Here is a 16,364-nt window from a genome sequence, read left to right as displayed (position 1 = left end):
TGTATGAATAAAATTTTTAGCGCTTGCATAATAGATGATGATCCAATCTTTGTTTATGGCACTAAACGTATAATGAAAGAAGTAGGTTTTTCTGAGGAAATTGAAGTTTTTGAAAACGGTTTGGATGCTATTGAAGAATTAACTCAAAAATCTATAGTTGAAAAAAAATTACCAAGATTAATATTTTTAGATCTTAATATGCCAATAATGAATGGCTGGGAGTTTTTAGATGATTTTGTAAAAATACCAGAGGCTATTAGAAAAGATGTTGTTATTTACATAGTTAGTTCATCTATAGACCCAAGAGATATAGAGAGGGTTAAGACCTATGATATTGTTACAGATTATATTTTAAAGCCAGTTACGCCAAAAGATTTAAAAAATATGTTAGATGATTTGAGTGCCTAACGCACTTTAGGAGAAAAATCATCTGGTGCATTTTGCGGTGTATTTGTAGTGTTACTGCTACCGGTGTCATTAAAAATTAACCACTGGTTAAACATATATGTGCTAGAGCCCATACTTATAGTTTCTTTACGTTGGGCTTTGCCATCTTCAAACTCATGATTGGTATTAGTACCATCTTCGCCAATAACACCAAAAATATCTATAGTAGTGCCAAATGGATCTTTTAGCACTAAGTTATCATCACCATTAGAGTCTGCAACACTATTTTTTCCTATGCTTATGTCTGGTTCAAAGCCATAAACAGTAATAAATTCATCCTTATTAGGAGAAATTACAAGCGTGCTTTTTGCATTAATACTATAGCCAGTTAGGTCTAAGCTAGAGCTAATATCTGTACTTGCGTTGGTGTACCTATTAATTTTCCAATTGTTTAAGTCTAAAGATTCGTTGCTAGAGTTGTATAACTCTATAAACCTTGCGCCAGTGTTATTGTTAGGGTCTGCTATTTCTGAGAAAAAAATAGCAGTAGAGGTAAATTCGGTTACAATAGGAGGACATCTGTTGTTGTTAAAGCTTAAATCTGCAATTGTTCTAATTTTTAGTTTTAATTCGTTTTTATCTTCAATTAAAACAGCTGTAATATTTCCGTTTTTATTAGGCAGTACATTAGTTGCAAAATCTGCATAACCACTGTTAACAAGTTTTATTTGGTTTCCTAGGCAATCTTTAAGTACTCGTTCTGTTTCTTCTTTTTCGTTTGCAAACGTTTTACTTAGTTCTTCCTCAATAAACTCCAAGTTATCTAGTTCTACCACAGTATTAATCATACTAAAAGATAAATCTTCTATAGTGGTTTTTGTAGCTTTAGCAGTTTGGTTGGTGCATATTGCATACATATGTTCTTGCACTTGTAAACTTGGTAGCCGGCCAACAGACTGGTTCCCAAAAGAAGTAAAAACACCACCAATTACAAAAGCATTATTTTTTTTAGCTATGTATAGCCCTTTTAGTTTTATAGCTACTTTTTCTCCTAGTTTATATTGTAAATAATAATCTCTTAAATCTACTAGGAAAGAAATAGCGATTGTAGGTTCTATGGCTTTGTCTTGAATATGTATTGTTCCAAAAAAATTATTTTCTATGTCTGATGATACAATGTAGCCTTCTATAATTATGTCTTCTTGCACTTGTGTAATATCTCCCTCAGTAATAGTGTTTAAGTTAATTAAGCTTAAGTTGTATACCAGCTCTGAACATTTGGTTTTTGAAATGTCAAAATCCTTGTCCTTAACACAGCTTATTATTAAAAAAAATGAGATACTTATTGTTAGGTGTTTTTTTAAAATCATATTAAAAGCTAATTGCTAAATTTAAAAAGTATGTACGCCCATAGCCATACCAGTATTTAGTGCCAAATGATGGGGAGGTGCTTAAATTGTCTTGTTTCATTTGCCCATAGTTTCCGTTTCTACTCTGTTCATAACCACCAGTTTTAAAAACGGTATCAAAAACATTATTAACACTAGCAAATACACTAACATATTTGCCATTTATAATCCAAGATTTTCCGCCAACAATGTTTAGTAAGTAAAAATCTTTCATTTTATTTTGAGCAAGTAATTTGTTTACGTTCTCTGGGGTAGCGTCTGTAAAGGGTTCATTGGTGTCTGGGTTTAAGTAAAAACTACGGGTTCTGGTAATGGTAGATATATTAGCGTAGTTATTACCTAAAAAGTTAGCAGAGCCACTTATCCACCAGTATTTAGGGTCTCTATACTCTAAGCCTATTGCAATTGCTTTTTGTGGCCCTTGAGCAAGCTTGTAATTTTTAATGTTGCTTTCTCCTAAGTTGCTATACCCTTCTAAGTTTATTGCATTTTCATCATTGTTAGTGGTGTCAAAATTTATAGCAACATTAGGGTTGTTATTGTAGGTGTAGTCTGCTATTGCTGCTACGCCTGTAACTTTAACGGCAGAAGATAGCTCATATTCCAAGCCAATTTCAATACCCTTGTGTTTTTTGTCTATTCCTGTAACTACCTCCTGTACAAAGTCAGACCCAATTCCAGATTCTACAAAAAAGAAATTAACATCAGTTTTGTCATTAAACAGAGAGTAAAATGCAGAAACACGACCAGTTAGTTTTGGCAAGCGTATAAAGTAATTTACATCTCCTGTTCTAATTGTTTGGTTTTTAATATTGTTAACAACTGCATTGTTTTCTCTTGGGTTAATAAAGGTATTTTGTATTGTTGGAGGTTTTTTTATGAGTGCAAATTTGCCATTAACCCAATGTCTCCCGTTTATTTTATAGGTAAAAGATCCTTTAAAATTTAGTGCATTAAAATTTACTTTATTGCTTTTTCCTATTGATGTTTCTGGGTAGCGTTCATTTTTAAATAAACCATTTCTTTGGTAACTAATTGTATTTGTGTTTATAGCTAATGATGCATACCACTTTTTATACGTAGCTTTTATTTGTGCAAATGCATTTAAATTACTTGCGGTTAAGTTGTAGTTATAGCTAAAAATTTGATTGTTTGTTTTGTTGTTATTTCCATTAACATCATTGCTAGTATTAGAGAATGTGTCAATATCCAAATGGTATTCTGCTCCTAATAAATCATCAATAATAGCATAATTTTTAGCGCTGAGGTTTTTGTATAATATGCCAGAATCTATAGTGAAATGCTTGTTAAGTGTAATATTTGCCGTAGAGTTAAAAGTTATAGTTTTATCATCTACAACATCATTATATAAAACATAAGATGCCTTAGCATCTTCATAAGTGTTATTTGCGTTATAAATATTACCCCAGTTTATTTGAGAGTTTTTAATAAACGATTGTCTTGCTGTTTCTGCACTTTCAAAATTAGCGCCAATTGGACTATTTATATAAAAACTAGGAAGATAACGGTAGTATGTAGCATCTGGGTTTGGAGCATTGTAGTAGCCTAGCCTACTTTTTTTATGTGGGCCAAATTTGTAACTAACCCCTGTATTTATAGTGGTGTTTGTAGTTGTGTAAATATGATTAAACATTAAAATAGGTTGTGTAATTTTACGTTCTCTAGAATTTCTAATTTTGTTGTTTTGTAGTCCCCAATACGGATTATATTTTCTTCCTTTTAGTAAAAAGACTTCTTCTGTTACTGCAGAAGACCGGCCTCTACGGTTAGTTGCAGCTATTGCTGTTGCTAATAATGTGTTTTTTGAATTTAACTTGTATTCTAAGGCGCCAAATACTGAATAAGCATCATATAATGTTCCATTTAAATATCCCTGTTTTGCCCATCTTCTAGAGGCAGATATGCTGTAGGTTATCCCTTTTTTGTTTGTTGATGATGTGTGGGTAGTCATTACGCGTCCTGTATAAGTTCTGTTTGCTGCAGAAAATGAAACTCTTGTTCCAGGTCTCATTTTAGACGGTTGTGTATTAATATTTGTTGTTCCTAAAATACCGCCAAAACTATACTTTGCAGGTTGTAGTCCATAAGTAAATTCTTGGTTTCTTGTGACATCATTTAATCCTCCCCAGTTATTCCATTGAGGTCTTCCATCGCTAATATTATTCATAGCAATACCATTTATTAATACTTTGCTATATTTAGAATCGTATCCTCTAACTCTAAAAAAAGCCTGTCCAAAATCAAAGGCAGCTCTTGATAAAAACACGTCTCTGGTTGCTTGTAATAAGCCCGATGTAATTGTACTGGTTTCTTCTTCAGATAGGGCCGCATCTGTTAAGGTTATTAAGTTGTCTACTTTCTCAACGGTAATATCTTTCTGTAAATAAATAGTACCCAAATCTATATTGTCGTTTGTAATTGTTATTGGTAGCTTTACTGTGCTGTAATCTTTAACCGTAATTTTTATTATGTAGTTGCCTTTGTTAACAGGGATTTTAAAAGCATTATTTATAATACTTGTGGTAGAGTTTGTATTTTGTATGTCTACTGTGCCAGCTAATTGTAATGATTTTTTTTGTGGGTCTTCTACTGTTGCTTTAATGGTATATTTACCTTGAGCAGCTACTGTATTTACTGCAAATAATAAAGATAAAATATTGATAAACAATCGCATAACTCTGTGAAAATAGAGTTTTTTAAGGAAATTTCTTTATTTTTATGTGAAAAATTGTTAATCAAATGAATATCACTAGTAAATGTATAGGTTTTTTCTTGATAATTTATTTATGTACTAAAATAACTTTAATAGCTCAGTCTAAGCAACGTTATCAAATTAGAACTATTGCTTTTTACAATTTGGAAAATTTATTTGACACAATTAACAATCCTAATACTTTTGATGATGATCGTACACCATTAGGAAAAGATAAGTGGACTAGCGATAAGTATATGGCAAAACTTAAAAATATGTCTACTACATTGGCTAAAATTGGTAGTAGTGTTACTAATTCTTCACCAGATATAATTGGTGTTTGTGAGGTGGAAAATGATACAGTTTTAACAGATTTAATTCAGCAACCAGCATTAATAAATAAGGGGTATGGGGTTATACATTATAACTCTCCTGATGAAAGAGGTATAGACGTTGCCTTATTATATAAAAAACAAGCATTTATACCAACATCTTTTAAAAGTCATAGACTACTTTTATTTAAAGATAGTAATTATAGAGATTACACTAGAGACCAATTAATTGTTGGTGGATTATTAGATAATGAGGAGATTTACTTTATTGTAAATCACTGGCCATCTAGAAGTGGAGGTGAGGCGCGGAGCAGACCTAATAGAATAGCAGCTGCTATTCTTAATAAAAGAATTATAGACTCTGTTAAGCGGGTGAATATAAATGCTAAAATTATTAGTATGGGCGACTTTAATGATGACCCAACTAACAAGAGTTTTAAAAAGGTGCTACAAACTGAAGGTAGATTAAAAAAGGTTTCAGATAGTATATTGTTTAATCCTATGGATGAACTATATAGAAAAGGCGAGGGTTCTTTAGCCTATAGGGATAAGTGGAATGTTTTTGATCAAATATTTTTTACAGGAAATTTGGTAAATAAACAAAAGGATAGCTACTCTTTCTGGAAAGCGTGTATATATAATGCCCCATATTTAATAACTAGTAAGGGTAGGTACAAAGGTTACCCTAAAAGAACATATTCTGGAGGTAGTTATACTGGAGGTTACAGTGATCATTTTCCGGTGTACATTTATTTAATTAGAAAAGAGGATAATTAATTTGTCTGCTTTTAGGTATAAAAAAACCAAGTGAATTGTATCACTTGGTTTTTTAGTATTTTGTTTTTTGTATCTATTTTAGAACCATTGTCCCCAAGGAATTCTACTTAAAAGGCATAGTAATCCTAAGCCATAAAAAATGGCTATTAATTTAAATTTTTTAGCACTCTCCATTACTTTTTTATGTTTAGACCAGCCAATTGTAATAAACACTATTGCAATTATGTTTATAAATGGATGCTCTACGGCTAATAAACGAGCCGCAGAACTTAATCCGCCCATTCCGTTAGTTGTAATTGCTTCTAGTCCGTTAGGAGAAACAAAAAATAGAATTAGGCCAATAAGTAACTGTAAATGCGATAATATTAGTGCAAATAATGACACTCTAAAGTCTTTACTTAAGTTAAAATCTCTTTTAGATGTTAACCCAGAAATAGCATTTATAACAGCTAAAATTAAGATAGCTAAAACTATAAAAGCAAAGTAAGAATGTAAGTTTAAAATTGTAGTATACATAGTAAATTGTTTAACTATAAAAGTAATAAAAAATAAGGTTTTTTGGGCTTATTCCCATTTATTTTCTGCTTCGTTACCACCCCAAACTATTGTTGCTAAATAAGGGTTGTCTATAAATGGATTTCTGTTGCCCTGTGCTTCTTCAATTACGTTGTTACGTTGTATTTCAAAACTAGATACGGGGTCAGCTGCATTCCATTCTAAAAATAAATCCATTGTTCCTACTTGCGTAATATCTTCATTGTACCTAATATTTAGGTAAAGTACCATACGTGCAACATCTCCTCTCCAGTCGTCTCCAGGATACCATTTGTTGCTATCTATTAATTTGTACTCGCCAGATCCATTTGTATACGCAAAATTACTTCTGTCTTCATTTACTATAGCATCACAAGAACGTAAATGGTGTAAATCTGAAACGGCGATATTAGAACCTAATTTAGACTGAGGGAAAATATGTTCTGTATTAAATGTTTGTGGTGAATGACTATTAGAGCCAGACTGATATTCTCTGTGGTCTCTACTTTCACCGGAATACATTAAAATTACGTTGTCTGCTATAGTTTCATCTTCGTCTGCATTATACAAATAATTGTGTCTTTGCCCGTAAGATAAAATAGTTGTGTGTTTGTTAGTTGTGTGCTCTTTTAAAGCGTTTAAAGTAACTTCTGCATTGTTAGAAAAAGCAACGTTAGAATAATATTCTTGTAATTCTGCTGGTATATTAAAACTTAGTTTTTCGGCAATTGTAATAGTAATTGTTGCTGTTGAGCAAGTAGCATCAGGCTTATCATTATCACAAATGGTATATGTAAAAGAATCATTACTAGTAAAGTTGCTTTGTGGTGTATAAACAATTTCTCCGTTGCTGTTAAGCTCTACAGTTCCACTAGATCCACTACCATCTACAGATGTTAATATGGCATCATCAATAATAGTGTCATTATCTAAAGCAGTTGTAATTGTGGTAGCTGTATTTTCTACAGTTGCGTAGGCATCATCTATAGCTACAGGGTCTCCTTCATCTACAATAGAAACGGTTACTGTAGCTGTAGAACAGTTGGGAGTTTCTTCAGTATCACATATTGTGTATGTAAATGTATCTACGCCTATAAAATCTGCTTTAGGGGTATAAGTATATGTGCCATCTCTATTTTCAATAATTGTGGCGCCACCGGTGCTGGTAGCGTCAAAGGAAGTTATTGTGGCTCCAATTCTAGAATCATTTTCTAAAAGTGAACTTATAATTAACTCTTCATTTTCTATACCTGTTACTTCATCATCTACTGCAATTGGTTTGTTTACAGGAGTTGGTTCTGGGTCTGGTTGTTCTGTGCCTCCATCAGAGCTACTGCATCCTAATGTAATTGCAGATAAAAGTATAGTGTAAGTGTATTTTTTTATGTTTAAAATAGATTTCGTCATCATCTTGTCTTTACTAAAAATTGATACTTTAAAAGTATGCAGCTAATTTAAGCCTTTGTTTTTTTGCGTTAAACTTTTTCTATAAAAAAACCTCTATCTAAATGTATAGATAGAGGTAAATTTTTTAAAATGTTAGCCTATTATTGTAGAACGTATGCTCCACCTTCTAAAATAACATTCATAATCCAAACTTCGTTAGATCCAGAGTATACACTGTAAGTTACAGAGAATTTTTGACCTTCTTCAGAATTAGGGAAATTAGCAAGCAAAATTGTATTTATTTTAGCTAATCTAGATTCAACTGTAGCTTCAGCTTTACCTTCTCTAACATCAAAGTTATTGTATTGCCCATTACCTACTGAGGCATAATCTGCAGCAGTTAAAGTGTACTTAATTGTATTGTCAGGAACCCAAGTAATACCGTTGTGTGCAAACTGAATAGTTTCTGTAGCAACATTATTGTATTTAGACCAGTTAGCACCATCAAATATAAAATTGCTAGTGTAAGTAACAGTTCCTCTAATGTCGTTACCATTTGCATCTTCTCCTACTTTAGTGTAAAGCTCATAAGTTGCAACTACAATATCACCAGCTTCTTTAGCATCAAATTTAAAACGCTCAGGTAAAGTAACAGGTATTTTTAAAGCAGCTTCATCATGGCTAGAAAAATTAGGGTAGCTTTCTCCCATTTCATTATATTCTGCAGGTGTAAAACCAGCATATCTAGTCCAAGCTCCGTTTTCAAATAAGAAACCATCTGTAAGCTCAGTAGTAGTGCCTGCGTAGTACTCATAACGTAAAGAAACAAAATCACCTTCTTCAGCAGCAGGGTATTCAGCAGCTAAGAAATCAAATACATGATCTTCATCAGAAAAATTACCGTAAGTTTCTCCTGTTATAGCATTATGCTCTTCTGCAGTTAAAACTCTAATTTCTGCTTCATAAGTTGGTATTCTATTGTACCAATCAAAAGTTATTAAAGCAGAAGAAACTTCTTCAACTTCTTTATCGTTGTTATAGGTAACTCCTAAAAATGGGTAAGTTTCTGTTAAGTAATTAGGAATTAATGCTTTTGCATCATCTACAGAACTAAAGTTAGCAAAGTCAAACTCAAAGAAATCTTTGTAATCGTCCTCGGTAAATGTATATTCAAGGTTTCCTATCTCAGAATCTATAGCATTTAAAACATCTAACTCTTTGTTAATGTCTTCCATTGGGTCGCAAGAGGTTAAGAATAACCCAATTGCGATAAGTGAATATATAATTTTTTTCATCTTAAAATATGCTTTTTTAATTAAAATCTAATTTTTGTGCTTATGCTAAAAGTTCTTCCAAAACCATAGAAAACACTAGCAGTTAATGCATCGTGGTCACCACCATCTTGTGCATCTGCAATGTATCTTGTGTCAAATACGTTGTTCATTCTTAATGTAACAGTAGTATCAAACTCACCTAATTTAAATCCGTGTCTTAAACCAGCATCAAATAAACCGTAATCAGGCACTTTCCAAGCTTCTGGAGTAGACGCATCTCCACGGTCACTAGGATCGTAGTTAGCATATAAGTTATCATAGTAGTTGTAATCTACAATAAGGTTGGTTTTTGGCATAACTTCATAGTTAAGTCCTAAAGCCATTGTAGTTTGTGCAGCATCACCAACACGTAAATCTTTAATGTAGATATCTACTGTGTTAACTAAGTTTTGATCTTCATCAAAAATTTCTACATCTGTAACATTGTTTTGCCATCTCCAGTCACCAAAAGAAGCCATACCTGTTATAGTTAACTCGTCTGTAGCTCTATATGTAAAATCTAATTCTATACCTTGGTGTAGTGCATTTACTCCTAAAATGTTAGCAGTACCTAATGTTCCATCAGGGTTGTTAAATGTAGCTGTTTCTGTTCTATCATTCCAAGTAGTTCTGTAAATGTTAAGGTTTGCAGCTAATTTTTCACTACGGTAACCGTATCCTATTTCAGCACTAAATATTTTTTGGTTTTCTGCATCTGGGTTTTGGTTTTCGTTGTCAAATCCAACAAATACACCACCAAAGTTTGCAGCTTTTTCAAAGTAACCAATGTTAGCAAAAACATTATGGTTGTCATCTATATTGTAGTTAGCACCACCTTTTACACTATAACCTAAAAAGTTATATCTATCAGTTTTTTGATCAGGATCAGAATCTAAATAGTTAAAGTAATCTATTCTTTGGTATGATGTATTAGATATTGCAGTAGATAAAAATGCAGAAAGTTTGTCTTGAGAGTACTCTGCTTGTGCAAAGAAACCTTGCCAACCTACATTACCAACATTATGATACTGACGCTTGTCACCTACTTGTAACCTAGCATTAGGGTTGTTTTCATTGTCATTATCTAAAGCATAGCTACCACCTAATAAATCTGTAACTTCAGAATAGTGATCACCAGTGTAATCTCTTAAATCAATACCTACTAATAAATCTAAGTTTTCAGTTAAAGAGTTTTTGTAAGTAGATAAGAATCCAAACCACTCGTGGTTGTTTATAGAAGCTCTTAAATAAGCATCAGAACCAAAACCTTGACGGCCATTTTCACGGTTAATTTCTACGATGTTGTCTAAGTCTACTGGTTGATCAAAACCACCTAATCTAGTGTTAAATAAGTCTGTGTTACCAGCAGTACCACCACCACCACCTTTACCCCAAGAGGCGTATAAAGCAGAAGATAAGATTGATTTGTCATTAATATTCCAATAGTGGTTTAATGAAGTTTGAGATTTGTGGTAGAAGTTGTCTTCTATATGAGTAACTTGACCGTTTTTGTAACCCCAATCTGGGTTAAATCTAATACCACTTTCAGCATTTCTGTAAGTGTCAATAGAACTTCTGTTTTGACGTTGACCATGTGTTTGTGGAGCACCAAAAGAAGTTAAAGATAATTTGTGGTTATCATTAATCTGCTTTGAGATGTTTACAAAATAGTTAAAACCATTAAATTGCGTACCGTCTACATAACCTTCACCAGTTGTTTTAGATGCAGATACTGTAGCAGCAAATCCGTTATCCATTAAACCAGTAGATAAAGTAGCACCGTATTTTTGATATCCATCATTACCAACACCACCAATAATACTTCCACCTTTTTCTACGTCTGTAGTTTTAGATAAGATGTTTATTGTACCACCAATAGAAGGTACAGCTACTTTAGAAGCACCTAAACCTCTTTGTACTTGCATAGAAGAAGTAACATCTGATAAACCAGCCCAGTTACTCCAGTATACTCTACCGTTTTCCATATCATTAACAGGTACACCGTTAATCATTACAGCAACGTTTTCAGAGTCAAAACCTCTAAGGTTAATTCTACCATCACCAAAACCACCACCAGACTTAGTAGCGTATACACCAGGTGTAGATTTTAATACTTCAGGAAATTCTTGTGTTCCTAATTTTAGTTCAATGTCAGCAGCTTTAATTGTAGAAACAGCAACCGGAGTTTTTCTGTCTACAGCTACAGAAGCTACAATAACAACTTCTTCTAAAGCCTCTGCATCTGGCATTAATGTAATGTTACCTACATTTCCAACTGCATTAAAGCTTACTTCTTTAGTGATGTATCCAATATAAGATACCACTAATACACCAGAGTTGCTAGGTGCTTCAATGCTAAAGTTACCGTCAAAATCGGCAGCCATACCATTTGTAGTTCCTTTTACAACTACACTTGCTCCTGGTAGAGGTCCTCCTAAATCACCATCCAATATTTTACCAGTGATGGTTCCTTGAGAAAATGCGAATGCCGTACATAATAACATAGCGACAAAAACGAAGTACTTTTTTTTCATTTTTCTTTTGTTCTTTAGTTTTTTATTAACGGCACAAAAGTGTATAATTTCTACTACTTGTACGTTAACAGAATGTTAAATCAGTTAACGCAAAAATAACATAAATTTAAGTTAAAATGGCGTTGATAAACAAGAAGTTATCAACGCCATTTTAATAATTTTAGTAGGTAGTTTCTATTTTTTGTAACCCTCTAGAATTTGTAGTGTAGATGGGTCATGAGTTTCATTTTTGTCAGAATTTATATCTTTTAAAACTGTACTGGCTAATTGTTTTCCTAATTCTACACCCCATTGGTCATAGCTAAAAATATTCCAAATAATGCCTTGAACAAATATTTTATGTTCATAAAGAGCTATTAATTTTCCTAAGCTTTTTGGCGTTAATTTGTTTATTAGTAATGTAGTTGTTGGCTTATTGCCTTCAAAAACCTTAAAAGGGAGTAGGTCTTCTATTTCTTTATCAGAAAGTCCTTTTTCTTGTAATTCTGCAAGTACTTCTTCTTTTGTTTTTCCGTTTAAAAGAGCTTCGGTTTGTGCTATAAAATTAGCCATTAGTTTGTCTTGATGATCTTGATCTCCAAACAAAGACTCTTTAAAGCCTATAAACTCTGCAGGAATAACTTTAGTTCCTTGATGAATTAATTGAAAAAATGCGTGCTGAGAGTTGGTTCCTGGTTCTCCCCAAATAATAGTTCCTGTTTGGTATGTTACAGGGTCTCCATTGCGGTCTACACTTTTTCCGTTGCTTTCCATTATTCCTTGTTGTAAATAAGCAGAAAATCTACTTAGGTACTGCGAGTAAGGAATTATAGCTTCGGTTTCTGCATTGTAAAAATTGTTATACCATATAGTTAGTAGGGCAGATACAACCGGTATGTTTTCTGAAAAATCTGTATTTCTAAAGTGCTCATCCATTTCGTTAGCACCCATTAATAGGTTGTTAAAATTGGTAAAACCTACAGATAAAGCAATGCTTAAACCTACGGCGCTCCATAAAGAAAAACGTCCGCCAACCCAATCCCACATAGGAAATACATTGTTTGCATCTATGCCAAATTCTGCTATTTTAGTTGCATTGGTAGATACGGCAGCAAAATGTAGTGCAATATCACTTTCTTTGGTTTTAAATTCAGGGTTTAAAAACCATTTTTTTATAGTGGTAGCGTTACTAAGTGTTTCTTGTGTTGTAAAAGTTTTAGAAACTACCACAAATAATGTAGTTTCTGGGTTTAGTTCTTTTAGTATTTGGTGTACGTGGTCACCATCTACATTGCTTACAAAATGCATTTTTAAATGATTTTTGTAAAACTTTAAAGATTCTACAACCATTGCTGGTCCTAGATCAGACCCTCCAATACCAATATTTACTACATCTGTAAAAGCTTTACCTGTGTAGCCTTTGCTTTTACCAGATATTATACTTTCTGTGTAATTTTTAATTTTTTCTTTAACAGCATAAATTTCAGGTATTACGTTTTTACCATCAACTAAAACTGTGTCAGATTCTTTTGCTCGTAAGGCAGTGTGTAAAACAGCTCTTCCTTCGGTTTGGTTTATAGGTTCTCCTTTAAAGTAGTTTTCTATGGCTCCTTTAAGGTCTACCTGGTTTGCTAATTCTAATAAATGCTTTACAGTATCTTCTGTAATTCTGTTTTTAGAATAGTCAAACAAAAAATCGTTATCTTTTATGGTTAGTTTTTTAGCACGATTTTCATCATCCTTAAACAAATCTTTAACCTTAAGATTTTTAGTGTTAGTATAGTTTTCTTGTAATTTTTGCCAAGCGGCAGTTTTAGTAGGGTTGGTGTTCTGTAATGCCATTATTATGGATTAATTATGTTTTCTTCTTTATCTTCTTCTTGAGTAATTATTTTTTTAGGAAAAACAATTTTATCTAACTGAGACATTTTTGGTTTAATATATTCCAAATAACCAGTTTTTAAACTGTCGGCAATTGCTTCTGCAGTTGGTAGTTTTTCTCTTAAAGGATCTACTTGTCTTCCATTTTTCCAGAACCTATAACAAACGTGAGGACCACCAGTATTACCTGTCATACCTACCCAACCAATTACATCTCCTTGTAAAACGTAGTCTCCTTTTCTAACGTTTTGGTTTTTCATATGTAAATACTGCGTGCTATATGTACCGTTGTGTTTAATTTTTACAAATTTACCATTGCCACCACGTCTTGTAGATTCTACTACAGTACCATTTGCAGTAGCAATAATTGGTGTTCCTATTGCTGCAGCATAATCTGTACCTTTATGTGGCCTTACCTTGTAGCCATAATATTTAATTCTTCTTTTTAAATTGTAACGAGAAGATATTCTGTAATTAAACTTAATAGGAGCTTTTAAAAATGCTCTTCTTAAGTTGTTTGCTTCTTGGTCATAGTAATCTGCTATTTGTTTTAGAGAGTCTGTTACGTACTCAAAAGCATAAAAAGGTTTGCCATTATGCTCAAAGTAGGCAGCTTCTATTGGTTCAGATCCGGCATAAATACTATCATTAATATAACGTTCTTTATATATAACCTTAAACTTGTCTCCTTTTTGTAGTCTAAAGAAATCTATAGACCAAGCATATATTTCAGATAAATTATTAGTTATATTGTAATCTATGCCTTGTTCTAAAATAGCCTCAGATAAAGATGTGTTTATAATACCAGATGCCTCGCGCTCTACGTAGGTAACTTTTTTCTTTTTCTTATAAACGTTTACAGAGTCTCTTAGGTCTACAACCGTGTAATTAATACGGTCGTTTTCATAAATAAAATATTGTGCAGTTTGTGTAGTGTCTTTAGATTTTAAAATAACATAAGGTTTGCCAACTCTAATACGGCGTACATCAAAACTATCTTTGTATTCTTCAGATATTTTATAAATTTTTGGATAATCTACTTTATTGTTAGTCATTAACTCTCCAAAACTATCGCCGCTTCTAATTGTGTCTTGTAAAACAGTAAAGTTATCTAGGTTAAAACCATACTCCATTGCTACTACAGGTTTTTCTATAGTTTCTACTTCTGGGATGTTGTTATTAGGCTTTACCTTGCTATCCTTGCAAGAGATAAAAATAGAAATTGTTAAAAGTGTAAGAAGAAATTTTTGCATTATTTAGATTTTTCGGGGTTAAAGATATGGTCTATCCATTCTTTTCCCCAATTATTTAACTCTTCTTTTGTATATAAATAAGGGAAAAACACTACTTTTTGAAAACTTGGAGGTAAATATTGTTTCCAATTGGTTCCTCCGGTAGCATCTATAGCTTCTTTATCTTTAGCTAAATATTTGTAAGCAGAGCCCATATGCATTAGTGGCCAATTTACATTTGCATTTATATCTAATGCTTTTAATGCGCTTATTAACTCCTTGTTTTCTTGACTTTTTTTAGGCAAGGCAAGGTATTTGTGATAAATTGTATTGTCTTTTACTTGGTTGGCAATACGTATTAAACGCGGTGTGTACCTGTACTCAAATTGTTTAAGTGTTAGTGTTTTTTCTCCGGTATCTTTGTCTGTAGCTCCGTTTTTCCAGTAAATTTCTTCATAAAGTTCTTCAATACTGTTTTCTGATGAGTACTGTTCTCTTTTTGTTTTATGAACTAAGTTCTCTAAAGGAGCAGCATAAAGTTCTATCATTCTGTATTGTGCAGACTGAAAACCACTAGCTGGCAATAGCGCCATTCTGTATTTTAAAAATTGCTCTCTATCCATACCATTAATCATAATACTAAATGAAGATATAAGAACTTTAAAATAGCTGTTTATTCTATTGGCCTTTTCTATAAAAAAATCAACATCTTGAGATTTGTCATCTACAATTTGCTTTTGCTCATGTAAAATTAACTTAAAGTACAATTCCGTTATTTGATGATACATTATAAAAATTTCCTCATCCGGAAAATGTGTTCTTGGTATTTGTAAACTTAAAAGCGTGTCTAAATGAATATAATCCCAATAGGTAAGGTATTTTTCATAAAGTAACCCATCTAGGTATGAGCTTAAATCTTGTCCAGATCCTTTGTATTTTTCTTCTAATTTTAAAATTTGAGACGCTATCTTTTCTTTATTGTCCATTAAATGTTAGTCCATTATTATTTTAAACTGATGCTTTAATCCGGCATAACCATCTAGGTCTGCCTTTATAGAGCCAACAGCTAGGTCTGCTTTTATTCTAATAGGAATTCTATTGTCATCATTAGAAACCCATAGTGATAAGCTTTCTTGTTCTTTAAAAACACGACCAGACTCTACGTAGGGTCTAAATTTATGACATTCTACTTTACCGTATTTAGTTTTTAAAGTTTCTTTTCCTAAATATTTAAGTTTAAACTTAAAAATACCATCATCATCATAAAGTAAATTTAAAACAACAAATTCCCCTTTTTTTAAATCTTCTGGTTTATAGTTGTTTCTAAGATAGTAAAAAGCAGATATTAAGTCTTGTATTTTATGATCTATAGAAAAGTCTAACTTTCTATCTTTTTTATGATCGTTTAGAGTAGCTTTTTTGTTTTTATAATCAAAATCTATATCTAAATCTAAGGTGTAGCTACCTTCACTTACTTTTCTAACAAATTTATAGGGTTTGCCATTATTTTTGTCAAAATAGCTCTCGTAAGTATCATCTACTTTAAAAAATACACGTGCTAAACCTGTGGTTCTTCCTTTGCCAACAACGTGGTAAACAGATTTGTTGTCTATTTTGTCATTTTTAACTTGTAGTGTGGCGTAACTAGCATTAAAAATTCCGTAATGAATTCTAAAGCGTAGCCATTCTCCTGCTTTAAACGCACTGTGCGTATTTTGGGAGTTAGCAGAAAAAGTTGCTAGTAATAAAAGGGTTATGTATACTTTTTTCATATCGTTATGATGTAAAATTACTAAAATTGAAAATACAATTAAATGTCTTTACAATTATTTAAACAATTTTTGTTCCAAAGTATTGCATAAAAAAAAGCCCAGTCTTAAAACTGGG

The 16,364-nt window shown here is 32.4% G+C and carries 12 protein-coding genes; 2 read left to right on the top strand and 10 right to left on the bottom strand.

All coding sequences use genetic code 11. The features are described from left to right. The first annotated feature begins 3 nt into the window (after positions 1-3). A complete protein-coding gene (locus CELLY_RS05490; RefSeq protein WP_013620666.1) occupies positions 4-408 on the top strand; it encodes a response regulator in 405 nt (134 codons plus the stop codon). Here CELLY_RS05490 and CELLY_RS05485 read toward each other — a convergent pair. Together CELLY_RS05485 and CELLY_RS05480 are read right to left on the bottom strand one after the other, a co-directional pair. After that, entirely contained in the window at positions 405-1,757 is a 1,353-nt protein-coding gene (locus tag CELLY_RS05485; protein WP_013620665.1) for a DUF5689 domain-containing protein, read from the bottom strand. The genes CELLY_RS05490 and CELLY_RS05485 overlap by 4 nt on opposite strands. 1 nt (position 1,758) lies before the next feature. Then, complete coding sequence (locus CELLY_RS05480; RefSeq protein ID WP_013620664.1) at positions 1,759-4,491, bottom strand: TonB-dependent receptor; 2,733 nt, start codon at positions 4,489-4,491, stop codon at positions 1,759-1,761. A gap of 65 nt (positions 4,492-4,556) precedes the next feature. Between CELLY_RS05480 and CELLY_RS05475 the strand changes: the two genes are divergently transcribed. Beyond that, positions 4,557-5,618, top strand: coding sequence for an endonuclease/exonuclease/phosphatase family protein (locus tag CELLY_RS05475; protein WP_013620663.1), 1,062 nt, complete (start codon positions 4,557-4,559; stop codon positions 5,616-5,618). Between the two features lie 78 nt (positions 5,619-5,696). Here CELLY_RS05475 and CELLY_RS05470 read toward each other — a convergent pair whose 3' ends face one another. The 8 genes from CELLY_RS05470 to CELLY_RS05435 form a co-directional block, all read right to left on the bottom strand. Beyond that, a complete protein-coding gene (locus tag CELLY_RS05470; protein ID WP_013620662.1) occupies positions 5,697-6,134 on the bottom strand; it encodes a hypothetical protein in 438 nt (145 codons plus the stop codon). A gap of 48 nt (positions 6,135-6,182) precedes the next feature. After that, the gene (locus CELLY_RS05465) at positions 6,183-7,562 is read right to left on the bottom strand and encodes an endonuclease (protein WP_013620661.1); all 1,380 of its coding nucleotides are present in this window, start codon (positions 7,560-7,562) and stop codon (positions 6,183-6,185) included. Positions 7,563-7,699: 137 nt separating this feature from the next. Continuing rightward, a complete protein-coding gene (locus tag CELLY_RS05460; protein WP_013620660.1) occupies positions 7,700-8,833 on the bottom strand; it encodes a hypothetical protein in 1,134 nt (377 codons plus the stop codon). A gap of 20 nt (positions 8,834-8,853) precedes the next feature. After that, the gene (locus tag CELLY_RS05455) at positions 8,854-11,385 is read right to left on the bottom strand and encodes a TonB-dependent receptor (protein WP_013620659.1); all 2,532 of its coding nucleotides are present in this window, start codon (positions 11,383-11,385) and stop codon (positions 8,854-8,856) included. A 174-nt stretch (positions 11,386-11,559) separates the two neighbouring features. After that, complete coding sequence (gene pgi, locus CELLY_RS05450) at positions 11,560-13,206, bottom strand: glucose-6-phosphate isomerase (protein WP_013620658.1); 1,647 nt, start codon at positions 13,204-13,206, stop codon at positions 11,560-11,562. A 2-nt stretch (positions 13,207-13,208) separates the two neighbouring features. Further along, positions 13,209-14,498 (bottom strand): peptidoglycan DD-metalloendopeptidase family protein, encoded by a 1,290-nt coding sequence (locus tag CELLY_RS05445; protein ID WP_013620657.1) that lies wholly within the window; start codon positions 14,496-14,498, stop codon positions 13,209-13,211. Then, on the bottom strand, positions 14,498-15,463 hold the full coding sequence (locus tag CELLY_RS05440; RefSeq protein WP_013620656.1) for a tryptophan 2,3-dioxygenase family protein: 966 nt from the start codon (positions 15,461-15,463) through the stop codon (positions 14,498-14,500). The genes CELLY_RS05445 and CELLY_RS05440 overlap by 1 nt, the downstream gene beginning before the upstream one ends. 6 nt (positions 15,464-15,469) lie before the next feature. Further along, positions 15,470-16,249, bottom strand: a complete 780-nt coding sequence (locus tag CELLY_RS05435) for a DUF3108 domain-containing protein (RefSeq protein ID WP_013620655.1) — start codon at positions 16,247-16,249, stop codon at positions 15,470-15,472. Positions 16,250-16,364: the final 115 nt, after the last annotated feature.

It is taken from the genome of Cellulophaga lytica DSM 7489, assembly GCF_000190595.1.
GTDB lineage: Bacteria > Bacteroidota > Bacteroidia > Flavobacteriales > Flavobacteriaceae > Cellulophaga > Cellulophaga lytica.
The sequence above is the reverse complement of the archived record's forward strand: the minus strand, read 5'-3'. Positions and strand labels throughout refer to the sequence as shown.